This is a genomic window from Streptomyces sp. NPDC047981, assembly GCF_040653315.1.
GTDB lineage: Bacteria > Actinomycetota > Actinomycetes > Streptomycetales > Streptomycetaceae > Streptomyces.
Map to the genome: position 1 here is coordinate 1 of NZ_JBEZNQ010000028.1, position 23,461 is coordinate 23,461.

The 23,461-nt window shown below is 72.2% G+C and carries 19 protein-coding genes; 7 read left to right on the plus strand and 12 right to left on the minus strand.

What is annotated here, in order from left to right; translation table 11 throughout:
• The first annotated feature begins 8 nt into the window (after window positions 1-8).
• Both AB0E14_RS18335 and AB0E14_RS18340 read left to right on the plus strand, forming a co-directional pair.
• Window positions 9-761: an amino acid ABC transporter ATP-binding protein gene (locus AB0E14_RS18335; protein WP_362418636.1), complete on the plus strand. Its 753-nt coding sequence runs from the start codon at window positions 9-11 to the stop codon at window positions 759-761.
• A gap of 159 nt (window positions 762-920) precedes the next feature.
• Window positions 921-2,174 carry a DUF2254 family protein gene (locus tag AB0E14_RS18340; RefSeq protein ID WP_362418438.1) on the plus strand — a complete coding sequence of 418 codons (1,254 nt, stop codon included), beginning with the start codon at window positions 921-923 and terminating at the stop codon, window positions 2,172-2,174.
• Window positions 2,175-2,228: 54 nt separating this feature from the next.
• Here AB0E14_RS18340 and AB0E14_RS18345 read toward each other — a convergent pair whose 3' ends face one another.
• From AB0E14_RS18345 to AB0E14_RS18360, 4 genes are all read right to left on the minus strand, one after another.
• Complete coding sequence (locus tag AB0E14_RS18345) at window positions 2,229-3,560, minus strand: cation:proton antiporter (protein WP_362418441.1); 1,332 nt, start codon at window positions 3,558-3,560, stop codon at window positions 2,229-2,231.
• Window positions 3,561-3,597: 37 nt separating this feature from the next.
• The gene (locus AB0E14_RS18350) at window positions 3,598-5,223 is read right to left on the minus strand and encodes a sulfatase-like hydrolase/transferase (protein WP_362418444.1); all 1,626 of its coding nucleotides are present in this window, start codon (window positions 5,221-5,223) and stop codon (window positions 3,598-3,600) included.
• Window positions 5,224-5,374: 151 nt separating this feature from the next.
• Entirely contained in the window at window positions 5,375-6,217 is an 843-nt protein-coding gene (locus AB0E14_RS18355; RefSeq protein WP_362418447.1) for an NAD(P)H-binding protein, read from the minus strand.
• Window positions 6,214-6,651 carry a nuclear transport factor 2 family protein gene (locus AB0E14_RS18360; RefSeq protein ID WP_362418450.1) on the minus strand — a complete coding sequence of 146 codons (438 nt, stop codon included), beginning with the start codon at window positions 6,649-6,651 and terminating at the stop codon, window positions 6,214-6,216. The genes AB0E14_RS18355 and AB0E14_RS18360 overlap by 4 nt, the downstream gene beginning before the upstream one ends.
• Before the next feature lie 90 nt (window positions 6,652-6,741).
• On the opposite strand from AB0E14_RS18360, the gene AB0E14_RS18365 reads away from it, so the two are divergent.
• Window positions 6,742-7,341 carry a helix-turn-helix domain-containing protein gene (locus tag AB0E14_RS18365; RefSeq protein WP_362418453.1) on the plus strand — a complete coding sequence of 200 codons (600 nt, stop codon included), beginning with the start codon at window positions 6,742-6,744 and terminating at the stop codon, window positions 7,339-7,341.
• A gap of 53 nt (window positions 7,342-7,394) precedes the next feature.
• Here the strand turns inward: AB0E14_RS18365 and lysA are convergent, their stop codons facing one another.
• The 3 genes from lysA to AB0E14_RS18380 all read right to left on the minus strand — a co-directional run bounded on the left by lysA (window position 7,395) and on the right by AB0E14_RS18380 (window position 10,408).
• On the minus strand, window positions 7,395-8,684 hold the full coding sequence (lysA, locus tag AB0E14_RS18370; RefSeq protein ID WP_362418639.1) for a diaminopimelate decarboxylase: 1,290 nt from the start codon (window positions 8,682-8,684) through the stop codon (window positions 7,395-7,397).
• 87 nt (window positions 8,685-8,771) lie between these two features.
• Complete coding sequence (locus AB0E14_RS18375) at window positions 8,772-9,176, minus strand: SAV_915 family protein (protein ID WP_362418456.1); 405 nt, start codon at window positions 9,174-9,176, stop codon at window positions 8,772-8,774.
• A 230-nt stretch (window positions 9,177-9,406) separates the two neighbouring features.
• Complete coding sequence (locus tag AB0E14_RS18380; protein ID WP_362418459.1) at window positions 9,407-10,408, minus strand: multicopper oxidase domain-containing protein; 1,002 nt, start codon at window positions 10,406-10,408, stop codon at window positions 9,407-9,409.
• 195 nt (window positions 10,409-10,603) lie between these two features.
• Between AB0E14_RS18380 and AB0E14_RS18385 the strand changes: the two genes are divergently transcribed.
• Both AB0E14_RS18385 and AB0E14_RS18390 read left to right on the plus strand, forming a co-directional pair.
• Window positions 10,604-13,099 carry a ThuA domain-containing protein gene (locus AB0E14_RS18385; protein WP_362418462.1) on the plus strand — a complete coding sequence of 832 codons (2,496 nt, stop codon included), beginning with the start codon at window positions 10,604-10,606 and terminating at the stop codon, window positions 13,097-13,099.
• 65 nt (window positions 13,100-13,164) lie between these two features.
• Window positions 13,165-15,315, plus strand: coding sequence for a family 16 glycoside hydrolase (locus tag AB0E14_RS18390; RefSeq protein WP_362418642.1), 2,151 nt, complete (start codon window positions 13,165-13,167; stop codon window positions 15,313-15,315).
• A 60-nt stretch (window positions 15,316-15,375) separates the two neighbouring features.
• Here the strand turns inward: AB0E14_RS18390 and AB0E14_RS18395 are convergent, their stop codons facing one another.
• The 3 genes from AB0E14_RS18395 to AB0E14_RS18405 form a co-directional block, all read right to left on the minus strand.
• The gene (locus AB0E14_RS18395; RefSeq protein ID WP_362418465.1) at window positions 15,376-17,175 is read right to left on the minus strand and encodes a SpoIIE family protein phosphatase; all 1,800 of its coding nucleotides are present in this window, start codon (window positions 17,173-17,175) and stop codon (window positions 15,376-15,378) included.
• Between the two features lie 122 nt (window positions 17,176-17,297).
• Complete coding sequence (locus tag AB0E14_RS18400) at window positions 17,298-18,530, minus strand: serine hydrolase domain-containing protein (RefSeq protein WP_362418468.1); 1,233 nt, start codon at window positions 18,528-18,530, stop codon at window positions 17,298-17,300.
• Between the two features lie 100 nt (window positions 18,531-18,630).
• Entirely contained in the window at window positions 18,631-19,203 is a 573-nt protein-coding gene (locus tag AB0E14_RS18405; RefSeq protein WP_362418645.1) for a dihydrofolate reductase family protein, read from the minus strand.
• A 183-nt stretch (window positions 19,204-19,386) separates the two neighbouring features.
• Between AB0E14_RS18405 and AB0E14_RS18410 the strand changes: the two genes are divergently transcribed.
• Window positions 19,387-20,514, plus strand: a complete 1,128-nt coding sequence (locus AB0E14_RS18410; RefSeq protein ID WP_362418471.1) for a PP2C family protein-serine/threonine phosphatase — start codon at window positions 19,387-19,389, stop codon at window positions 20,512-20,514.
• A 50-nt stretch (window positions 20,515-20,564) separates the two neighbouring features.
• Here the strand turns inward: AB0E14_RS18410 and AB0E14_RS18415 are convergent, their stop codons facing one another.
• Both AB0E14_RS18415 and AB0E14_RS18420 read right to left on the minus strand, forming a co-directional pair.
• Complete coding sequence (locus AB0E14_RS18415; protein WP_362418474.1) at window positions 20,565-21,350, minus strand: class II aldolase/adducin family protein; 786 nt, start codon at window positions 21,348-21,350, stop codon at window positions 20,565-20,567.
• The gene (locus AB0E14_RS18420; protein ID WP_362418477.1) at window positions 21,347-22,339 is read right to left on the minus strand and encodes a C-terminal binding protein; all 993 of its coding nucleotides are present in this window, start codon (window positions 22,337-22,339) and stop codon (window positions 21,347-21,349) included. Before AB0E14_RS18420 ends, AB0E14_RS18415 begins: the two co-directional genes overlap by 4 nt.
• Before the next feature lie 196 nt (window positions 22,340-22,535).
• Between AB0E14_RS18420 and AB0E14_RS18425 the strand changes: the two genes are divergently transcribed.
• Window positions 22,536-23,435: an Lrp/AsnC family transcriptional regulator gene (locus tag AB0E14_RS18425; RefSeq protein WP_362418480.1), complete on the plus strand. Its 900-nt coding sequence runs from the start codon at window positions 22,536-22,538 to the stop codon at window positions 23,433-23,435.
• Window positions 23,436-23,461: the final 26 nt, after the last annotated feature.

Below are 23,461 nucleotides of genomic sequence, written 5' to 3' on the forward strand. Positions count from 1 at the left end.
TGACTCTCATGGTGAAGGCCGAGGGCGTCCACAAGTCCTACGGCCCCGCACACATCCTCCGCGGCATCGACCTGGAGGTGAACAACGGCGAGGTGTTCTGCCTCATCGGCCCCTCCGGCTCCGGCAAATCCACCTTCCTGCGGTGCATCAACCACCTCGAGAAGATCAACGCCGGCCGCCTCTACGTCGACGGCGAACTGGTCGGCTACCGGCAGAAGGGCGACAAGCTCTACGAACTGAAGGACAGCGAGGTCGCCGCCCAGCGCCGCGACATCGGCATGGTCTTCCAGCGCTTCAACCTCTTCCCCCACATGACCGCCCTCGCCAACGTCATGGAAGCCCCCATCCAGGTCAAGGGCGAGACCAAGGCCGTCGCCCGCGAACGCGCCGAACGGCTCCTGGACCGGGTCGGGCTGGCCGACAAGGCCGGGAACTACCCCTCCCAGCTCTCCGGCGGCCAGCAGCAGCGCGTCGCCATCGCCCGAGCCCTGGCGATGGAACCCAAGCTGATGCTCTTCGACGAGCCCACCTCCGCCCTCGACCCCGAGCTTGTCGGTGACGTCCTCGACGTCATGCGCGACCTCGCCGAGACCGGCATGACCATGATCGTCGTCACCCACGAAATGGGCTTCGCCCGCGAAGTCGGCGACAACCTCGTCTTCATGGACGGCGGCGTCGTCGTCGAATCCGGCCACCCCCGCGAAGTCCTCACCAACCCCCAGCACGACCGCACCAAGGCATTCCTCTCCAAGGTGCTCTAGCCACACGCAGGAGTGAGGGGCGGTACGGAGAAGACTCCGCACCGCCCCTCACCCATGGCAGGCCCCGGTCGGCCGAACGGCGGCATGTCGCCTTGCGTCGGCCCGGCCGGCGCCGGAGCGTTTTCTCGCCGCGACCGTGCGCCTGATCGGAGACCCGCTGTGGACGCCCCGCCGATGCTGTTCGGTCCGGACCGGTCGGCCGATCGTGTGGTGCGGCCACGGCGCGCGCTCCGCGCGGGGGTCACCCAGGTCGTCGCGGCGGCCGTGGGCTTCGTCCTGGGACTGCTGCTGCCGGAGATCGACGGTGGCTACCAGGTGGCGGCGGAGCGGGTCGTCGACGTGCTGAAGGTCGTCGGGCTGGGCGTGCTGAGCGTCGCGACGCTGATCTTCTCGGTGCTGTTCCTGGTCGTCCAGTGGGCGGCGGGGAACTTCAGTCACCGGCTCCAGCTGTTCCGGACCGATCCGATGGTCTGGCGGCTGTTCGCCCTGGTGGTGGGTGTCCTGGCGTTCTCGGTGACGGCGACGCTGGCGATCGGCACCCACCGCACCGCGTCCGTCGCCGTCCCCGCGACCGCCCTGGTCCTTGCCGCGACGGCCCTCGTACAGGTGCGGCGGCTGCAGCTGAGGGCCCTGAGGTCCATTCAGCTGGCGCACGTCCTCGCCGACCTGCGCGATCGGGGGCGGGAGGTCCTGCGGGCCATGTACCCGCTGCCGGACGGCGGGGACGGTCACGATGTCGTCCCCGGCTCCGGCCCGGCGCGTCCTCTGCCGGACGTGACGTCCACCGTTGTCTGGGCCGGCGACACGACCCTCGTCGCGCAGGTGGACTGGCTGCGGTTGGTACGGGTGGCGGAGCGGGCGGACGCGGTGGTGGTCGTGAAGGTTCCGGTGGGGACCACGCTCTACGCGGGTGACGCGGTGGCCCAGGTCTGCGGTGGCTCGGTGCCCGACGCGGAGGTGCTGCGGGCGGTCGTCGGGGACATGGAGCGCACCTTCCACCAGGATCCGTCCCTCGCCTTCCGGCTCCTTGCCGACATCGGGCTCCGCGCCCTCTCCCCCGCGATCAACGACCCCGCGACGGCCGTCCAGGTCCTCGACGCCGTCGAGGACCTGCTCCGGCCGCTCGCGGGGGCCGAGCTGGGAGACAGGTCGATCGCCGACGCGACGGGCGCGGTGCGGGTGGTGATGCGCCTGCCGCCCTGGGAGGACTTCCTGCGGACCGGGTTCGACGACGTGTGCCGTGCCGCCTCGGACGCGCCGATGGTGCTGTCCCGCGCCCGGCACCTGCTCCTTCGGGTTCGGGAGGTCGCGCGGGAGGAACGCCGTCCGGACCTGGAGGAGCGGCTGGCCTGGGTGGACGCGGAACTCTCCGTCAGGCATCCGGCGTTCCTGCGCGGGGCCGCCGACCGCTGACACGCGGCCCGCCCCGTCCTAGGGCCTGTCCGGTGGATCAGGGCCGGACAGGCCCTAGTCCGCGGGCTTGTCCAGGCGGCCGAGGCGTCGGCGGCCCGTGACCTCCGGGACGGTCCTGCTCTCGCGGAGCCCCTCGGGGGCGGTCTCGTCGGCGCGCCGGTACCAGCGGCCGTACCGCTCGGCGAAGGCCGGGGCGGAGACGCCGTGCAGCAGCACGCTGAGCGCGACCGTGACGGCGACGACCCGGCCCATCAGTTCCGTACCGGGAACGTGCTCCTCCACCATGAGCAGCCCCAGCACGACCGAGGCGAGTCCGCGTGGCCCGAACCATCCGATGTACGCGACCGTCGGGGCCCGCAGCCCGCTGCCGAGGAGGGACAGGGCGACGGGCACCATGCGGACGACGGTCAGGCTGAGCAGGGCGTAGACGACGATCTGCCAGGTCAGGTGCTCCAATGCCGGTCCGAGCAGCACGGCTCCGAAGAGCAGGAGGCTGATCGAGGCCAGCAACCCGCCGAGGTTCTCCGCGAACTCGGGCGTGTCGTCCCGGCCCGCCCGTTCCTCCGCGCGCTCTTCCGCGGCGGCCGGGGCGTGCCGGAGGGCGTGTCCGCAGGCGAAGCCGGCGACCCAGGCGGCGATGAAGCCGCTGCCGTCGACCACGACGGCCAGTTCGTAGGAGGCGACGGCCACGGCGAGGACGTAGACCTGTCGCCACTCCTTCGTGACCCAGCCGCGTGCGCGGGCCGCTCCCAGCAGGCGGCCGCCGATTCCGCCGACGAGCAGTCCCAGCACCGTGCTGAGCACCAGGGCCCGCCAGAAGGTGCCTGCCGCGCCCTCGGCGGCGTAGGAGGTGCCGGGGATCGCGGCGAGGGCGACGACGAAGAACGGGAGCACCATGCCGTCGTTGAGTCCGCTCTCCACGTTGAGTCCCTGCCGGACGAGCGCCGGTACGCGGGGGTCGGACATGGCGCTCTTGCCCAGGGCGGCGTCCGTCGGGGCGAGGATCACGCCCAGGAGGGCGAGTTCCGCCATCGTGAGCCCGGGCAGCAGGGGCCAGGCCAGCAGCCAGCCCGCGACGATGCTGAGCAGCAGTCCGATCCCGAGCAGCCGTCGGGGCAGGAAACCCCCGGAGGTGAGGTCGCGCCGGCGGACGGTCATGGCGTCGGTGAACAGCACGAGGGTCAGGGCGGCTTCGAGCAGCACCATGATCGGCTCGGCGTCCGGTCCGAGGCTCACCAGGTCGAGGACGGCGGGCCCGAGGAGGATGCCGCAGCCCGTGAACACGATCGCCGACGAGACCGGCGTCGGCGCCAGGCGTCGCGATACGAGGGCGTACGCGGCGGTGACACCCGCCACCGCCGCGACCGTCCACGCGCCGCCGCTCATCGCTCCCCTTCCGTCAGGACGCCCGGGCGCCCGTCGTTCACGTTCCGGACGATGCCGCCCCGGCGGCGGCAGGCTGGTCGGTGTCGCCGTGCCAGGTGGGCCAGCCGAGCAGCCGGGGGCGTTCGGTCACCCAGGCGCGGGTGTCCGTGCCGATCTCCGCGGAGATGAGCGCCTCCAGGAGCCGGGAGCAGCGCAGCACGAGGTCGCGGTGGGCCGGGTCGGAGGCGAGGTTGCGGAGCTCGGCCGGGTCCTCCTGCCGGTCGTAGAGGACGACGTCGTTGTCGGCGAACAGTGCGTCGAGGTCCACCGGGCGGTTGGGGCGCAGGGGGGAGAAGTAGCGGCCGAAGGTGTAGCGCTCGTCGGTGTAGCCGCGGAGGAATCCCCGCTTGGTCCAGTCGGGACGCAAGTCCCCCGACTGGATCCGTTCGCCGGCCTCGGGGTCGGCGAACTCGAACCAGAAGTCGGCGTCCAGGGTCGTGATCGACTCGACCGCGGTCAGCACGCCTTCGCGTACCCGGGCCCCCTCGAGGACCGGGAGCAGGGAGTGGCCCCTGAGTCCGGGGTACCGGTCGGCGATCTGCTCCTGGCCCACGCCCGCGCAGGAGAGCAGGGTCGGGACGAGGTCCACCGAGGACGCGAGCGCCTCGGTCCGGCCGCCTCCGGGGACATCGGGGTGGGAGAGGAGGAAGGGCACGTGGAAGTTCTCGTCGTAGACCAGGTTCCCCTTCTGCCGCAGGCCGTGGGAGCCGGCCATCTCGCCGTGGTCGGCCGTGAAGACGACGACGGTGTCGTCGGCCTGCCCGGTGGCTTCGAGGGCGTCGAGCACGAGTTCGACGCTACGGTCGACGTCGCGCAGAGCGTTGAGGTAGAAGTTCAGGCCGTCGTACCAGTGGGTGTCGTCGGCGACGGGTCCGAAGACGGTCTCCAGCATCCGCGCGAACTCGGCCACGGCGGGGGCCGCGCCGGACAGGTCGTCGTGCAGGCTGGCCGGCAGCGGGAAGTCCCAGCGCTTGCGGTAGACGGGGATGTCGGCCGCCGCCTTCGCGACCACCGCGTGGGCGAGCCCGAACGGCAGCCGGACCTGGGGAGAGCCGCCGTAGTCGAAGCTCATGATGTCGTGCGGGTTCACGAAGTTGACGGCCATGAACCACGGCCGGTCCTCGGCCACCACCGGTGCGCGGTTGCGCAGCCACTTCACGGCCTGTCCCGCGATGACCGGGTCGACCTTCAGACCGGCCCAGGCACCGCCGTCGATGTCGCCCCAGTCGTTGAACTCGCTGAACCCGTACGGCTCCAGGGCGTCCGTGGTCGGCCCGGGGCGGTCCGGGGTGATGTACGCGTTCGAGAGGTGCCACTTGCCCTGGTAGGTGCAGTAGTAGCCGGCCGAGCGCAGCATCGTGCCGAGGGTGCCGAGGGCGGGATCGAGCGGGCGGATGTACGGCATGTTGTCGTTGTCGTAGATCTCGGTGATCGGCAGGTGCCGCCCGGTGTACAGCACGGAACGGGCCGAGCTGCACATCGCCGAGGCCGAGTAGAAGCGGTCGAATGCCGTGCCCCGCGCGGCCAGCCGCTCCCGGGCGGGGAGGGAGAAGCCGTCGGGGCGCGGGACGACGGCCCGCTCCTCGTCGGTGACGATCAACAGGATGTTGGGGCGACGTTCCATGGCCACCAGCCCTCCGGCGTGTTCCGCACCGGTGCGCCCTGGACGGACGGGTGCGGAGGCTCGATCAGTGCCCTCGCCCGAATCTACGGCGGGCCGCCGTCCACCGCTCGCGGGGCGGCGCCCGTCCGGCCCCGTACGGGTGACGCTGTCCCTAGGAGCGCAACTCCCGCTCCGCGACGGAACGGAAATCGCGTGCGGGGTGGCCGGTGAGTCGCAGGACGGTGTCGGTGACCCGGTCCTCGGCCCCCCGGGCGATGTTCCGGTCCATGTCGGCGAGCATCGTGGCGAACTCTTCGGGCATCAGGGCGGTGAGCCGTTCGCGCAGTTCCCGGTACGACACCCCCCGGTGGGCCACGGGCCGTCCGGTGACCTCCGCGACGATCCTGGCGATGTCGTCGTAGCCGAGGGCCTCGGGGCCGGTGAGGACGAGATCGGTGTCGGGGGCGTGCGGGTCGGTCAGGGCGCGGACGGCGACGGCCGCGATGTCCTCGGCGTCGACGAAGCCGACCCGGCCGGTTCCGGTGGCGGTGCTGATGACGCCGTCGGTACGGATTCCCTGGGCGTGCACATGGTCGCCGGTGAAGTTCTGCATGAACCAGGACGGCCGCAGCACCGCCCATTCGTCGAAGACGCCCGGCAGCTCCTTGTGCACCTGGCCCACGGCCGGTCCGCCCTCGGGGACGGCGGAGGAACTCAGCAGCACCGCGCGCCGCACGCCGGCGGCGCGGGCCCTGCGCAGGAAGGGCAGGACGACGACTGCGGGATCGGGGTCGCCGACCGGCGGGATCACGTAGACGCGCTCGGCGCCGTCGAGGGCGGCGGTGTGGCTCGCGGGGTCGTACCAGTCGAAGCGGACCGCCTCGGCTCCGGCGACGGGCGTGCCCCGGCGGCCGGCCGCCCTGACGGCGTGGCCCGCGGCGGCCAGCTGCGCGCAGGTGCGGCTGCCCGTGGTCCCGGTGGCGCCGATGACGAGGGTGGTTCCGGCGGTGGTCATCGGCTGCTCCCGGCGAGGTCGACGCCGGCGTCGAGGACGGCGAGGGGGTTCCAGTAGTCGCGGTACGAGGTGAAGCGCCCGTCCTCGGCGGTGACGACGGCGATGTACGTCATGTCGAAGGGCCGGTCGCCGTCGACGAGCCGGCCGATGCCGCGCATCTCGACGACGACGGTGCGCGGGTCGGTGGTCTCGTGGATCCGCAGGTCGGCCTCGGGGAAGTCGTGGAGGTCGATGGTGGCCGGGTAGGGGCGCATGTAGGCGGCGATCGCCTCGCGTCCGTCGAGTCGTGACGGCATGCCCGGGGGCGCGAAGGGGAACTCCATCACGCCGTCCTCTGCCCAGAGGCCGACCCAGCCGGGGATGTCCTTGTCGAGCAGGAGCCGCAGGCTGTGGCGGTAGAGCTCCGCGGGTGGGGTCGACGGGGATACGGACATGGGTATGCTCCGTTCACAGAGAATACGGACCGGCGGTCCGCTTACGAGAACGATACGGACCCCGGGTCCGCTTTTCAATCGGAGGAGTTCGTGACCCTGCCTCAGCCCGAGCGGAGGACCCGCAAGGACGCGGCGCGCAACCGACAGGCCGTCCTGGAGGCCGCCGACGCCCTCTACGCCCGCTCCGAGCACCCCGAGGACCTGACGATGGCCGACATCGCCGCGGCGGCCGGCGTCGGCAAGGGCACGCTCTTCCGCGCCTTCGGTGACCGCGCGGGCCTGCTCCGCGCGCTGTACGAGGCCCGCCTCGAGCCGCTCCGCGAGGCCGTCGAGACGGGCCCGCCACCTCTGGGCCCCGCCACGCCGCCCCAGGACCGCGTCCCGGCCCTGCTCGACGCCCTCGTCCGCTTCAAGCTCGACAACCGCCCGCTCGCCCTGGCCCTGGAGGAGAGCGGGAGCACGACCGGCCCGTACCAGGCCGCGCACTACGACCACTGGCACGACCGCCTGCGGTCCGTCCTGGAGGAGATCCCCGGCCTCCCCCACCCCGGCTTCACGGCCCACGCCCTCCTGGCCGCCACGCGCGCGGACCTCGTCGAACGCCTGGCGACCGAGGACGGCCTCCCGCGCGATGCCCTCCGCGCCCAACTGGCCGCTTACGCCCGCAGGGTCGTGGGCACGCAGGCGTAGCGGCCAGGGCGTCGGCGCCAGGGCCTGTCCGGCCCTGATCCACCGGACAGGCCCTAGAGGCCGATGTCGCGGCGGTTCATGTCGTCGAGGGACTCGCGGCGGACCAGCGTGCGGGCCGTGCCGTCCTTCACGGCGACGACGGGCGGGCGGCCCACCAGGTTGTACCCGGAGGCCATGGACAGGTGGTACGCGCCGGCCACCGGCACGGCGAGCAGGTCGCCCGGGTGGACGTCCTCGGGCAGCGGGACCTCCTCCGCCAGCACGTCCCCGGCCTCGCAGTGGCGGCCGACGACGGTGACGAGGCGTGGCGCGGCCGTCGAGTGACGGCCGATCAGGCGGGGTGTGTAGCGCACCCCGTAGAGCGCGGGCCGGGGGTTGTCGCTCATGCCGCCGTCGACGGCGACGAAGGTGTGCGACCCGGTGCGCTTGACCGAGAGGACCCGGTAGACACAGACCCCGGCCGGACCCACGACCGCCCGGCCCGGCTCGATCGTCAGGCGTGGCACGGCGAGCTTCGCCCTGCCGCAGCCCTCGTGCAGTTCGGCCAGGACGCGGCCCGCGAGCACCCGCACGTCGAGGACGGCCTCGCCGGGCCGGTAGGCGATGCCGTGGCCGCCGCCGATGTTCAGCTGCGGCAGCTCGACACCGTACTGCTCCCTGATCCGCGCCATCAGGCCGATCAGGCGCCGCACCGCGGCGACGTACGGCTTGACCGAGGTGATCTGCGAGCCGATGTGGCAGTGCAGTCCGACGAGTTCGAGCCGGGGCTGGTCGAGCGTCCGGGCGACCGCGTGCTGCGCGGAGCCGTCCGTGATGGAGAGACCGAACTTCTGGTCCTCCGTCCCGGTCCTGACCTTGGCATGACCGCCCGCCGCGACGCCGGGCACGACGCGCAGCATGACCCGCTGGCGGGAGCCCCGCGGCACGATCGCGGCGAGGCGGGCGAGCTCCGAGGTGCTGTCGACGACGATCCGGCCGACACCGAGGCGTACGGCGGTCTCGAGGTCCTCGGGGCTCTTGGCGTTGCCGTGCAGCACGATCCTCTCGGGCGGGAATCCGGTGGTGACGGCGAGCGTCAGCTCCCCCGCCGAGCACACGTCGAGGCCCAGGCCCTCCTCCTGGACCCAGTGGACCATGGCCCGGCACAGGAACGCCTTCGCGGCGTAGACGACGTCGGCCTCGGGGAAGGCCGTGCGGTACGTACGGCAGCGCTCCCTGACCTCGTCCTCGTCCAGGACATAGACGGGGGTGTCGAACCGGGCGGCGGTCTCGGCGAGCGACACACCGGCGACGCTGACGTCCCCGCCGTGCTCGGGACGCGTGGAGCGGGGCCAGACGGACAGGCCGTCGGTCTCGGTCTCGCGCGCGGCGGGGGCCGGCACGAGGGACGACGTCGAGGACGACGTGGTGGAAACGGACACGACGCCTCCTCAGCCGATCAGCAGGTGGACGCAGGAGACGAGGGCGGCGGCGCCCGTCACGGGCAGGACGCCGACGTGCCGCGGGTCCCACGTCCGCCAGGAGTCCTCGGCGTCGCGGGACTTCGGCACCCTGGGGGCGCAGAGCTGCGGGTCGACGGTGAGCGCGGTGACGCCGAGGGGCGCCACGAGCGCGCGCAGCGCGGGCTCCGAGAGCCGTACGCGCGCGTGGTCCGGGCCGAGCGTGGCGGCGAGCCTGGCCTCGGACGTGAAGGCGACGGCCGTGCGGTCGCCCAGAGGAGTACGGAAGAGACGGGCACTCAAGCCCGCGGGTCCCGACCGGACGGGGACGAGCAGAGGTCCGGCCGGGACGCGTTCGAAAGGCTCGGGATCCTCGGAGTGTTCGGTGTCAGACATGGCAGTGCCTCTCGAAGAAGGTGTCGGAGACGGGGTGCCGCCCGGCCGGTCGGCCGCGCGTGCTCCGAGACGAAGCTATGCCCGCCGGGCCGGGGGCCTGCCACCCCGCTGACGCGCGCTTGACGCGATTCCCCACTCCCGTAACGCGCTCCTGACGGGGCCCGGACCGGCTCGACGCCGCGCCCCCGGCGGGGCCCGGTCGGGCCGCACGCCAGGAGCCCGCCTCCGCCTCAGTGCTCGTGCGCACCGCCGGTGGTCTTCGCGGCCGCCGCGCCGTGGGACCCGTGGTCGCCGTGGCCGGGGACCGTTCCGTCCGGCTTGGCGACCAGGAAGAGACCGGCCATGCCCATGTCGGAATGGCTCTGGACGTGGCAGTGGTACATCCAGGCGCCGGCCCCGACATGCTCCCCCGCGACGACCTGGAAGCCGAAGGAGTCCGCCGGGCCGGTGATCTTGTTGTCGATCACCCGGCTCACGTCCTCCGGGCCGGCCAGGAGTCCCGTGCGGTTGTCGGCCCAGCGGTGACCGTGCATGTGGAAGGTGTGGTAGTACTCGCCGTGGGTGATCATGATGATCTCCACCCGGTCCCCCACCGTGGCGAGGAAGTTCGGCGGGTCGGCCGCGGGCCGGTTGTTGATCGTCATGTCGTTGAAGACGATCGTGAACTGCTTGTCCGGCAGGACATCGCCCTTGCGGCGCACCACCAGGCCGCCGTACAGACCCTTGCGGATGCCTCCGGTGCCGTGGTCCGTGCCCACGACGTGGTCGTGGTAGTGCCAGTACCCGGCGCTGCCGGGACGCCAGGTCCCGTCGGGGCGGCGGCCGGGCGTGTGGGTGCGCCAGGTGTACGTGCGGGTGGCGCCCGGCTCGACGTGGCTACCGCCCATCCGCGTGCCGTCGTTGTCGATGTCGTAGTCCACGCCGTGCGGGTGGAGGCTGACGGCGACGTCCATCAGGTTCTCGAACTCGATGTGCAGGGTGTCGCCCTCGACGATCTCGATCAGCGGACCCGGCACGGTGGCCTTGCCCTTCTCCAGGCCGTACGCCATACGGCCGTCGGCCAACTTCTCGGCGTACAGCTTGAGATGGCGTATCTGGCCGCCCGCCGGGGCAGTTCTGGGTGGGGCGGCCGGTGCGGCGCTGGAGGCGGAGGCGAGAGACAACGATGTCACGCCGGTCGCGGCGACGGCCCCGCCGGCGAGCAGGCGGCGGTTGAAGCTACGTCTGTCCATGTCGAATTCTCCGGTCTTCGGGGGAGATTGACGGGTGCGGAGCCCCTGGGGACGGCCCACACGGTAGCGGGGCGGCTGTCGTTTATCCACATCCAGGACAAAGTCGGTCCGGTTGCGGTCATAGCCCTTGGCGAACCGCGCAAAGAGGTCTAGCTTCAACGGCTGTTGTCGTGACCTCAGAGGGATGGGTGACCCATGATGCGCACACCACATCACCGCGCGAGATCAAGAACAGGCTTCGCCGTGGCGGCACTTGGGGCAGGCGTGCTGACCGCCTCCCTGCTCGGCACGGACCCCGCCTCGGCCAGACCGTATCCCGACCCACCGTCGGCCATGGCGCCGACAACGTTGTCTCTCCCCTCGCCACCGGGCGGGGCGAACGTACGGGTGCTCGTCTTCCACGCCTCGGCGACCGCCGAGTCCCCGACGGTCGACGCGGGGATAGCGGCCGTCGAGTCCATCGGCCTGTCCGGCCCGACGGCCGGGCGCTTCCGTACGGAGGCCACCGACGACCCGGCCGTGTTCACCGACGCGAAGCGGCTCGGCCGCTTCAACGCGGTGGTGTTCCTGACCGGCGGCGGCGATGTGCTCGACCCGGAGCAGGAGGCCGGTCTGGAGGCGTACATGGAGGCGGGCGGCGGGTTCGTCGGCGTCCACGAGGCCGCCCGCACCGAGCCGTACTCCTCCTGGTTCACCGGGCTGGTCGGCGCACGGCCGACCGGCGCGCCGAGCAGCACGCAGCGCGCGGTGGTGGAGGTCGGCGACCGGCAGCATCCGGCCACCAAGTCCCTTCCGCTGGAGTGGAAGCGGCCCGACAAGTGGTTCAACTGGGACCGCAACCCGTCCGGCACCGTGCACACCGTGGCACGGGTCCGGGAGGGCTCGTACCAGCCGGCCGCCAAGCCGAACGGCTGGGACCACCCGGTGTCCTGGTGCCGTGACTACGACGGCGGCCGCTCCTTCTACACCGCGATGGGCGGCACCGTCGACAGCTACGCCGAGACGGACTTCCGCGACCATCTGCGCGGCGCGATCGCCTGGACGGCCCGCGTCTCCCAGGCGGACTGCAAGGCGACGATCGACGCCAACTACACCGCAGAACGCGTCACCCAGCCGAACAAGCCCGGCCAGAACGACCAGATCGGCGAGCCGCACGGCCTGGTCGCCGCGCCCGACGGACGGATCCTGTACATCGGCCGCGGCGGCGCCGACGCCGGCGTGCCGGTGGTCACCGACTGGAACAACCCGGACATCGGCAAGGGCAACGGCGAGGTCCACGTCTACGACCCGAGGACCAAGCTGGTCACCAAGGCCGGCGCGCTCACCGTCTTCGGCAACAAGGGCGGCGGGGACGAGCTGATCAAGAACGAGGAGGGGCTGCTCGGCATCGAGCTCGACCCCGACTTCATGACCAACGGCTGGGTCTACCTGCACTACACCCCGCACTCCCGCATCGACCGCGCCGCCCACATGGGCGAGCGCAGGGTCTCCCGCTTCACCCTCGACCTCGCGACCAACAGGCTCGACCTGGCGAGCGAGAAGGTGCTGCTGAGCTGGCCGGTGCAGATCCACAGCTGCTGCCACGCGGGCGGCGGGATGGCCTGGGACTCGAAGGGCAATCTCTACATCGCCACCGGAGACACCAACTCGTCCGGTTCCAGTGGTGGTTACTCGGGCAACAACCCGGCGCCGAACTTCCAGGGCGTCTCCTTCGCGGACGCCCGGCGCACCGCGGGGAACACCAACAACCTCAACGGCAAGATCCTGCGGATCCACCCCGAGGACGACGGCACCTACACCCTGCCCGCCGGCAACCTCTTCACCGGTGAGGAGACCGAGGAGGGCGGCGGGAAGACCCGCGGCGAGATCTACGTGATGGGCGTGCGCAACCCGGCGCGGATCTCCGTCGACAAGAAGACCGACATCCTCTACGCGGGCTGGGTCGGCCCCGACGCGGGCGCGCCGTCGACGACCTGGGGCCCGGCGAAGTACGACACGTTCGCCGCGATCACCAAGGCGGGCAACCACGGCTGGCCGTACTGCATGGGCAACAAGCAGCCCTACCGGGACCGCGGCCCGGCCGATCCGAGCAAGCCGCTGGGCTGGTACGACTGCGACGCGCCGAAGAACGAGTCGCCGAACAACGACGGCCTGGTGAACCTGCCGCCGGTGACGTCCAACACGATCTGGTACTCGCCGCAGGGCGGCGGCGTGGACTACCCGCGGGACGCGAACGGCGTCCCGAGCTACAAGCAGGAGGAGCAGAAGCTGCTGCTGCCGTGGCTCAAGGGCGGTGGGCAGGCCACCATGAACGGTCCGCTCTACCGCTACGACGCCGCGAGCGGGTCGACGGTGAAGTGGCCGTCGTACTGGGACGGCAAGTGGTTCGTCGGTGACTTCTACGACGGGGACCAGCCGCGGCACGCCGTGCTGACCGATCCGAGGACGGTCGGCAGGGGCGGACTGCCGGTGCACGCCGAGTCGTTGAAGAAGATCGTGCCCGTGGGTCAGGGCGGCATCCGCAACCTGATGGACTGGAAGTTCGCCCCGGACGGCTCGCTGTACGTCCTCGACTACGGGCGGGGCTTCTTCACCTCGCACGCCGACTCCGCGCTGTGGCGCGTGACCTACAAGGGCGGCGGGCCCACCCCGGCCGCGGACCAGCTGGCACGGAAGGCGGCGGTGCAGTGACCAGGAGACCGAGTTCGAGACACCGGGGACCGAGCCTGTGGGCGGCGCTCCTCGCGGCCCTGGCGATGGTCGTGGGGCTGACGTCGGCGACCGCCTACGGCCGGAGCGACGACGGCCGCAGGTCGGCCGCGGCGCAGGTGCTGACCTGGAAGGCGGGCGATCCGATCGACCGCTACCTGGAGTTCCCGACCACGGCGGTGGCGGGCGCGACGACCATCGTCTTCGAGAACAGCACGGCCAGCGGCAACACCACCGGCATGCCGCACACCCTGACGTTCGACGTCTCCGACCCCGAGTACAACAACGACGTCCCGCTGAACATCCTGGCCAACCCGAGCGACGCGAACGGCGGCCGGCACACCGCCGAGGTGACGCTGACACCGGGCCGGTACCTCTTCAAGTGCACGATCCCGGGCCACGGCCAGATGCAGGGCATCCTCACGGTCACGGAGGGCGGCGGAGAGGACACCACCGCGCCGGAGACGACCGCGAAGGTCGAGGGCGACCGCAACGGCGACGGCGCGTACGTCGGGCAGGCGACGGTCACCCTCGGCGCGACGGACGCCGGTTCGGGGGTCGACAAGGTCGAGTTCGCGGTCGGCGCGGACGGCCCGTGGCAGCCGTACACCGTCCCGGTCGTCGTCGACCGGGTCGGGGCGCACACGATCCGCTACCGGGCGAGCGACAAGGCGGGCAACACGGCCGCCGAGAAGACCGCCGCGTTCACGGTCGTCGCCCCGCCCACCGACGACACCACCGCGCCGGAGACCTCGGCGACCGTGACGGGCGAACAGGACGACCAGGGCCGCTACCTCGACATGGCCACCGTGACGGTGACCGCGTCCGACACCGGCTCGGGCGTCAACACCATCGAGTACGCGATCGGCGACGGGGCCTGGCAGCCGTACACCGCGCCCGTGATGGTGCACGAGGCGGGCACGCACACCGTCCGCTACAAGGCGACCGACAAGGCGGGCAACGCCGCCGCCGCGAAGACGGTGAGCTTCGCGGTCGTGCCCACGCCCGATCCCGACACGACCGCACCCGAGGTCTCCGCCACGGTCTCCGGGCAGCGCGACTCCGACGGCGCGTACATCACGAGCGCCATCGTGACGCTGTCGGCGACCGACGCGGGCTCGGGCGTCGAGCGGATCGAGTACTCGCTCGACGGCGGCCCCTATCTCGCCTACACCGCACCGGTGTTCGTCGACCGCGTCGGCCGTCACACGGTGCTGCACCGGGCGACGGACAAGGCGGGGAACACGTCCGCGGCCGGCAGTGTCGCGTTCACCGTCGCCGAGGGCGGCGGGGTGCCCGCGCCCCAGTGCCCCGAGTTCGACGAGCGGTCGACGGTCATCGTCGGGACGGTCGACACCGGTGTCCCCAACCGGATGACGAACCGGCGCTGCACCATCAACGAACTCATCGAGGACGAGAAGGACTGGTCCTCGCACGCGCTGTTCCTCAAGCACGTCGACACGGTGGTCGACCGGCTGCTCGCCGACGGTGTCATCGACACCCGCGAGCACAGGAAGATCTACCGTGCCGCCAAGCAGTCGGGCATCGGCAAGCCGGGCCAGACCGAGGGGTACCGCGATCTGTTCGACGGCACGCCCGGCTCCTTCTCCCAGTGGCAGCACGTCGGCGGCGGACGGTTCGACCTGTCCGCGGACGGCGCCATGACCAGCAGCACCACGGTGCCGGGCATGGGCATGCTGTGGTTCCCGCAGCGGCAGTACGGCGACTTCTCGCTCAAGCTCCAGTGGCGCGACGACGCCCCGGGCGCCGCGAACGCCAACGGCGGTGTCTTCGTGCGCTTCCCGTACGTCCACGACAACCCTGAGGAGCCGCGCCCGGAGTGGGTCGCCATCAAGTACGGCCATGAGATCCAGGTTCTCGACCGGCCCGACGGCGACATGTACAAGTCGGGTTCGATCTACGGCTTCGACCGCGTGGGCCTGGCCGGCGCGGGCGTGACGCCCAAGGGCACCTGGAACGACTACGAGATCAGGGTGGAGGGCCAGCACTACTCGGTCTTCCGCAACGGCAAGCTGATCAACGAGTTCGACAACACCGGTGGTCAGCTCTTCCAGCCGCCGCGTGGCGACGACCCGGGCACGGACGGCCGGCGGTACGCCTCCGGCTACATCGGCCTCCAGGTCCACGGCACCACGGACGTCATCTCGTACCGCAACATCCGGGTGAAGCAGCTCTAACCCGGGCCGCACCACGCGGCCCCCTCCCCCGACGGGGAGGGGGCCGCGCCATGCCCGCGCTCAGGAGGGCAGGTTCTGCTCCGCCCAGACGACCTTGCCCACCTCGGTACGACAGGTGCCCCAGCGGCGGCAGAGCATGTTGATGAGCTGGAGGCCCCTTCCGCCCTCGTCGCTGAGGTCCGCGTGCTGGATCTGGGGCAGGTCGGGGCCGGTGTCCGACACCTCCACGACGAGCCGTTCGCCCCGCAGCAGTCGCAGCCGACCGGGGCCGTTGCCGTACCGCAAGGCGTTGCCCACGAGTTCCGACACGACGAGTTCGCAGACGTCGGCGAGCTCGGTCAGCTCCCACTCGGTCAGCTGGTCCGTGACCAGGCGCCGGGCGACGGACGCGGCGCGCCCCTCCCTCGGCAGCTCCCACTCGCGCAGCTCGTCCGGGGTGCCCAGGGTGGTCGTCGCGCCCAGGAGGACGGCCTCGTCGAAGCGGGGTGCGTCGGCCGGGGCGCGCTCGAGGAGACCGCCGCGTTCGAGTGCCTCGGGCGTCAGGCCGCGCGCCGCGGCCCGCAGGCGCTCCAGCTGGTGGTCCAGGTCCGCCCGCCGGGACTTGACGAGACCGTCGCTGTAGAGCACGAGACGGCCGCCCTCCGGCACCTTCAGCCGGATCGGGTCGTAGGGGATCACCCCGGCGCCGAGCGGGGCGCCGACCGGTACGTCGACGAACTCGGCACCGCCGTCCCCGTCGAGGAGGAGCGGGGGCAGGTGCCCGGCGCTGGCCAGGGTGTACGTGGCGTCGGCGGGGTCGAAGACCGCGCAGAGGAACGTGGCGACCTGCTCGTCCTCCAGGTCACGGGTGGCGAGGTCGAGCCGCGCGAGGACGCGTTCGGGCGCCATGTCCAGGGTCATCAGGGTGCGGGCGACCGCCCGCAGCCGGCCCATGGTGGCGGCGGCGGGCAGCCCGTGCCCCATGACGTCGCCCACCATCAGGGCCGTCCGCCCGCCGGGCAGGGCCATGACGTCGTACCAGTCGCCGCCGACGCCGTGGTGCGCGGTCGAGGGGGCGTACTCGGCGTGGACGCGCAGGCCCGGGGTCACCGGGGTCGCGCGCGGCAGCAGGGTGCGCTGGAGCGAGACGACGCGCTCGCGCTCGCGCCCGTACAGCCGGGCGTTGTCGATGTAGACGGCGGCCTGGGAAGCCAGGTGCTCGGCGAGCGCGAGGTCGGTGGAGGAGAACGGCGGGGTGCCGCGGCCGCGTACGAAGTCCGCGCTGCCGAGCAGCAGGCCGCGGGCGATCAGCGGGACGGCCAGGTAGCTGTGCACTCCGGTGGAGCGCATCGTCTCGGCGGCGCTCTCGGTCGGCGCGACCCGGAGGTAGTCGGCGTCCCCCATCCGGCTCACGAGCACGGGCCTGCCCTGTCGCAGGCAGTAGCGGTGGAGCAGCGTCTCGTGGGCCTCTTCGGACCGGACGAAGGTCTCGCCCACGGGCGTGGCCTCCAGGGTGGACAGTTCGTCGACGGCGCACAGGGCGATGGCCCGCATGGGCGGCACGCCCGTGCCGGTCCACCGTGAGCCCTCGTCGCCCCGCAGGACGCTCTCCAGGATGTCGACGGCGGCCCCGTCGGCGAAGCCGGGCACGGTGAACTCCGCCAGCTCCTGGGCGGTGCGCTCCAGGTCCAGGGTGGTGCCGATCCTGGACCCCGCGGAGTTCAGCCAGGCGAGCCGGCCCCGTGTGCTGATCCGGTCCAGGGGGACCTCGCCCGCGCTCGACGCGAGCCGCTTGAGGGCCCCGGCCGAACGGAACAACGCCGTACCGTTCCCGGCCGAAGCACGGCGCGTCAGGCGCCGTCTCCCGTTGCCGCCACTCACTCTTTCGGCCTCCAGACAGGAATTCGACCGCTGTTGGTGCCCAGCATGCACCTCTTCCCCGCCGATTGGGACGATCTCGACGGGCAGCGTTCGCCGACGGCGCGGCTTTCTTCCCCAGCCGGTCAGCCGAAGTCGGGGATCGGGTGCTCGGGAGCGAGTGCCGCCGCGATGCGCTGGGCGATCACATGGGCGGTGTGGCCGTCGGCGGCGGCGGGGCCCTGGGTGGTCGAGACGGCGATGGCGAGGCGCTCGGACGGGAGGTAGTCCATGGACGCGGAGTAGCCGAAGAAGAGGGGGTGCTGGGAGATCCAGTCGCCGAGCACGACGACGCCCATGCCGTAGTGGGTGGCTTCGGTGTTGGCCAGGCAGACGGTCGCCGGGCAGGTGGGGGTCGCGTGGCCGAGGCCGACCGTCCCCGGGTTCAGGAGTTCGCGGTACGAGGACGGGGAGAGCAGTTCGCCCGAGCCGATGGCGGCGGCCGAGCGGGCCAGGTCGCAGATGTCGGTGGTCTGGACGGCTCCGGGGGCGGTCGTCCACGAGGGGTTCCAGAAGGTGGACTCCTCGTAGATGCCCCGGTCGTCGGAGAAGGCGTGCAGCACGGGTTCCGGGATGTCGGGGGTGAAGCTGTTCGTGGTCTCGCGCAGCCCGAGCGGGCCCATGATCTGGCGCCGGAGCAGGACGTCGAGCCGGGTGCCGGTGATCTTCTCCAGGGCGGCGCCGAGGAGGACGAAGTTGGCGTGGGAGTAGTTCCAGTTCGTGCCCGGGTCGTACCAGCGCGGTTGGCCGGTGGAGAGGGCCACCACCTCCTTCGCCGTCCACTGCCGGAACGGGTGACCGTAGACGGTCTGCTGGAACTCCGGGAGGGGGACGTAGTCGGCGAGCCCGGTGGTGGACGCGGCCAGCATGCGCAGGGTGATCCGCTCGCCGTTCGGCAGGTCGGGCAGCCAGCGCGCGACGGGGTCGTCGAGGCCGACCTTGCCCTGGTCGACCAGGCGCAGCAGGGCCGTTCCCATGTAGCTGATGGCCACGTTGCCGTTGCGGAAGTGCATGGCGGGGTCGGCCGGTACACCCGTCATCGACTCGCCGAGCGCGGTGGTGACGAGGTCGCGCCCGTCGACGGTGACGCGCACGATCACCGACTTGAGGTCCATCTCCGTCCTGGCCTGTTCGGCGACGCGCAGGACCTCACGGGCCGGCCCGTCCTTCGCGGGGCGGGAGCTGGTGCACGCACCGCGGCGGTGGCCGTCTCCCGCCGCGGCGTCGGTGGTCGTGACCGTGGCGCCGAGGGCGACGAGCGCGGTGAGCGCGGCGACGAGGGCGCGGCGGGACCGCGTGGTGGATCGGGCTGGGGTCATGGCCGGAGTATCGGCCGGGAGCGCCGGTACGGCGGGGCGGCGGCGGCCGACCCGCACGGACGTCACCCGCAAAGTCGCACGCACGCCCCGGCGGACGATGTCAGCGGACGACGTCGAAGACCTGCTTCTGCAGCCCGTTGGGATAGGCCTCGTACTCGACGAGCTTCAGCCTCTGGACGTCCTTGTCGGTGGTGCTGAAGAGCCGCTTCCCGGCGCCGAGCAGCAGCGGGAAGACCAGCAGGTGGTAGCGGTCGATGAGGCCGGCGTCCGAGAGGGCCTGGTTCAGCGTCGCGCTGCCGTGGACGATGATCGGGCCGCCCTCGGTCTCCTTCAGCGCGGCGACCTCGTCGAGCGAGCGCAGGATCGTGGTGTCGCCCCAGTCGGAGACCAGCCGGTCGTCGGTGAGGGTGGTGGAGACGACGTACTTCGGCATCACCTTGTACTCGGCGAACTCCTCCATGGCCGGCCAGACGGGGCTGAACGCCTCGTAGCTGACCCGGCCCAGCAGCATCGCGGCGGCTTCCCGCTGCTCGCGCCCCTTGATCTCGTACGCCTCCGGGAGGAACTCGGCGTGCTTGAAGGTCCAGCCGGAGTTGCGGTAGCCGGGCTCGCCGCCCGGCGCCTCGACGACACCGTCGAGCGAGATGAAGGCCGTGCTGATCAGCGTGCGCATGTGGTGTCCCTGACGGTCGTGGTCGTGGAGCCGGTCGATGGGCCTCAGCATCACACCTCGCCCCGGGCGACACGGGGACGTCGCGGCGTTGCGTCGCGGCGCTCCGTCCGGCAGCGCTCCGTCTCGCAGGGCCACCGGGCTGCCCGCATACTGGGACCGGAATCCTCCCCCGCAGGAGGGCCTGTGGACCCGAGACTCCGAGGGGTCGCCCACCGTCCCTGGGGCGACGCTCCCGACGGCACGGCGTGGCGACTCGTGCGTGTGCTCCCGTTCGTCCTGCTGGGCCTCGGTGTCGCCTTCCAGCTCGCCACGCCGAAGGAGCTGACCGGCACCCCGCTCTTCGTCTCCGCCCCTCTCATCGCGGCGCCGCTGTTCACCGCGTGGGCGACCGCGCTCTTCGGCGTGTTCGGCCTGGTCGCGATCGTGCTCCTGCACGCGTCGATGCCGACGATGGGCGGCAGCGGCGCGAACCTGGGGCTGCTCACGGAGGCCGCCACCATCGTCTTCGTGACGGCCATCGCCGTTCTCCTGCACCGTGTCGTCCGGCGCAGCCGTGAGCGCCTCGCCACGGCCAGGGGCGTGGCCGAAGCGGCCCAGCGGGCCGTCCTGCCGACTCCACCGAGCCGTGTCGACGGGCTGCGGCTCGGGGTGCGCTACGAGGCCGCCCAGGAGGACACCCTGATCGGCGGGGATCTCTACGCGGCGAGCGCCTGCCCGCACGGGGTCCGGCTGCTCATCGGCGATGTCAGGGGCAAGGGCCTCGGGGCGATCGAGACCGTGTCCGTGCTCCTGGGCGCCTTCTGGGAGGCGGTGGACCGGGAGCCGGAGCTGTGCGCCGTGATGGAGAGCCTGGAGCGCGCGCTGACCCGGGAGGGCGCCCGCCGCAGCGGCATCGACGACCTGGAGGGGTTCGCCACCTGCGTGCTCGTGGAGATTCCGCCCGGTCACGAGGTCGTCCGCGTCGTCAACCACGGGCATCCGGAACCGCTGCTGCTGACCGGCGGCGGCGTCACAGGCCTCACGCCCCGGGAGTTCGCCCTGCCCCTGGGGCTCGGGGGCGCCGACTCCGGCCCGGCCGCCGCGGACGTCTGGCGGTTCCCGCCCGAGGCGACGCTGCTGCTCTACACGGACGGGCTCTCCGAGGCCCGTGACGCCGCCGGAGCCATGTACGAGCCGGCCGAGCGGCTGCGCGGCCGCAGTTTCTCCTCGCCCGACCGGCTGCTGGCCGCGCTCGTGTCCGACGTGCGGCGCCACGCGGACGGCGGTGCGTCGGACGACATGGCGCTGCTGGCCGTGCAGCGGCCCTCGTGAGGTCGGTCCTGGTGGAGCTCAGTTCTTGTCAGGGTCAGTCCTTGTCAGGGTCAGTCCTTGTAGTCGGGGCAGGTCCGGTCGAGCAGGCGCAGCATCGCCGCCCAGGCGAGGTCGTACGCCGCGTCGTCCTGGAAGTCCGCCGAGGCCTCGCCCGCCAGCTGCCGGGCGGTGTACTCGCAGATCTCGGCCGACGGGACGGTGAGGGCCGCGCCGCCCGCCTGCGCCGTGACCTGGATCTCGCAGGCGCGCTCCAGGTAGTACATGCGCAGGAAGGCCTGGGCCGCGCTCTCGCCGACCGTCAGGAGACCGTGGTTGCGGAGGATCAGGGCCGGGTGGCCGCCGATGTCGGCGACCAGTCGCCGCTGTTCGTCGAGGTTGAGGGCGACGCCCTCGTAGTCGTGGTAGCCGACGCGGTCGTAGAACTCCATCGACATCTGGTTCAGCGGAAGCAGTCCGCTCTCCTGCGCGGCGACGGCGCAGCCCGCCTTGGTGTGGGTGTGGAGCACGCAGTGGGCGTCGGGGCGGGCCGCGTGGATCGCGCTGTGGATCACGAAGCCGGCCGGGTTGACGGGGTACGGGGTCGGCTCGACCGGGTTGCCGTCCAGGTCGATCTTCACCAGGTTCGAGGCGGTGATCTCCTCGAAGAGGAGCCCGTAGGGGTTGATCAGGAAGTGGTGGTCGGGGCCGGGCAGCCGCAGCGAGATGTGCGTGAAGATCAGGTCGGTCATCCGGAAGTGCGCGACGAGCCGGTACACGGCGGCGAGTTCGCGGCGCAGCCTCGTCTCCTCGTCCGCGGCGGCGGCCGTGAGCGGGGGAAGGGGTTCGGCGACGGTCATGCGGGGGCTCCTGCGGTGGTGGGGTCGACGACGGGCGTGAGGGGGCGCCCGGTGCGGTGCCAGGCGAGGACGTTCTCGGCGGGGCGGCAGACGTAGCCGCGGCGCGAGGTGTCGGACAGGTAGGCGCTGTGCGGGGAGAGCTGGATCCGGGGGTGGCCGCGCAGCGGGTCGTCGGCCGGGGGCGGCTCGACCGGGAAGACGTCGAGGGCCGCGCCGGCCAGGCGGTGGGAGTCGAGGGCCGCCACCAGCGCGGCGGGGTCGACGAGTTCGCCGCGCGCGACGTTCACGAGGAAGCCGCCGGGGCGCATCCGCTCCAGGAGCGCCGCGTCGACCAGGCGGTTCGTGCCCGGGGTCAGCGGCACGTGGAGGGAGAGGACGTCGGAGGCGGCGGCGAGGGCGCCGAGGTCCTCGTACCGTTCGACGCCGGCGGGCCAGTGGGCGGGGTCGGTGTGCGGGTCGTAGGCCGCGAGGCGGCCGAAGACGGGGGTCGCGAGCGTCGCCAGCGCCCGGGCGATGCGGCCGAGGCCGACGAGTCCCAGCGTCAGTTCGCTCGCGCGGCGCGGGAGCTGGGGCTGTCCGGCGAACTCCGCGTTCCAGCCGCCCGCGCGGACGACGGCGTCGGCCTGCGGCAGCCGCCGCAGCAGCGACAGCGCGGAGGCGAGCGCGTGCACGGCCACGTCCTCGGTCGCCACGTCGGGCAGGTTCGTCACCCACAGGCCCCTGCGGCGGGCCTCCTCCGTGTCGACCATGTCGTACCCGGCGGACATCGTGGCGAGGATCCGCACCCGGGGCAGCCGGTCGAGCAGCGCGGCGTCGATCCGCGCGTAGCCGACGACGAGGGCGTCGGCGTCGTGGGCGGTCTCGGCCAGGACGTCGGGGTCCCGGCTCCCGGCGACGCGGACCTCGAAGCCCGCGTCCGCGAGCAGCCGGATCCCCGGCCGCGGGTCCAGGTCCTCGGTGTCGGTGAACACGGCAACGGGACGGCTCACGGGACTCCCCTCTTCACTCTGATGGACGATTCGTTCGCCTGAATCGCCAACAAATTACGTTTCGGCAGTTTGGGATGTCCAGAGCAGCCGATACCGGAATCATGTGACGCGTGTCACGATCGATTCAGCACCGTCGACCGGTGCCGGAGAATGACGTCGGAACCCGCCCCGAGTCCCGAACGAGGGAGAACACCCTGTGGACCTGGACCCCATCGATCTGGCCATCGTGCGCGAGCTGCAGGCCGACGGACGCCTCACCTACGAGGCGCTCGCCCAGCGCGTCGGGCTCTCCCGGCCGGCGACCCGTGCCCGCGTGCAGCGCCTCCTGGAGCCGGGAACCGTGCGGGTGGTCGCCGTCGTCCACCCCGCGATCCGCGGGCTGACCGCGTCCGCGCACCTCTCGATCGACGTGCACGGCCCGGCGGAGCCCGTGGCACGGGCGATCGCCGCCATGCCGCAGGCCCCCTTCGTCACCCTCACCGCCGGCCGGGCCGCCATCATGGCCGAGCTGCGCACCCCGGGCTTCGACGCGCTCGACCGGACGATCGAGGCCGTGCGCTCGGTCCCGAACGTGGCGTCGGTCGACCCGCTCATCAGCACCCGCCACCTCAAGGACCCGTACCTGATGGCGGACGACCCGACGGTCTCGGAGCTCGACGAGACCGACCTGCGCCTCCTCGACGCCCTGGAACAGGACGGGCGGCTGCCGTTCGCCGACCTCGCCGAGCGCGTCGGCCTCTCCCCCGGCGCCACCCGGGCGCGCACCCTCCGCCTCCTGGAGGGCGGCGTGGTCAAGGTGCTGGCCCTGATCCGGCCCGAGGTCCTGGGCCTCGGGCTGCTCTGCGGCTTCGCGGTACGCGTGGAGGGCGCGCGTGAGCCGGTCGCCCGGCAGCTGGCGGACTGGGAGCAGGTCTCCTTCCTGTCGGCCTGCGTCGGGCGCGCGGAGCTGGTCGGCACGATCACCGCCGAGTCCCTCGGATCGGCGCGGGCCACGCTCGACGCCGCCCGCGCCCTGCCGGGCGTACGGGGGGTGGAGAGCTGGGTCCACCTGGACCTCGTCAAGGAGCGCTACGACCTCGGCACCCCAGCGACGTAGCAGTCCGGACACCCGCCCCCGGCGGC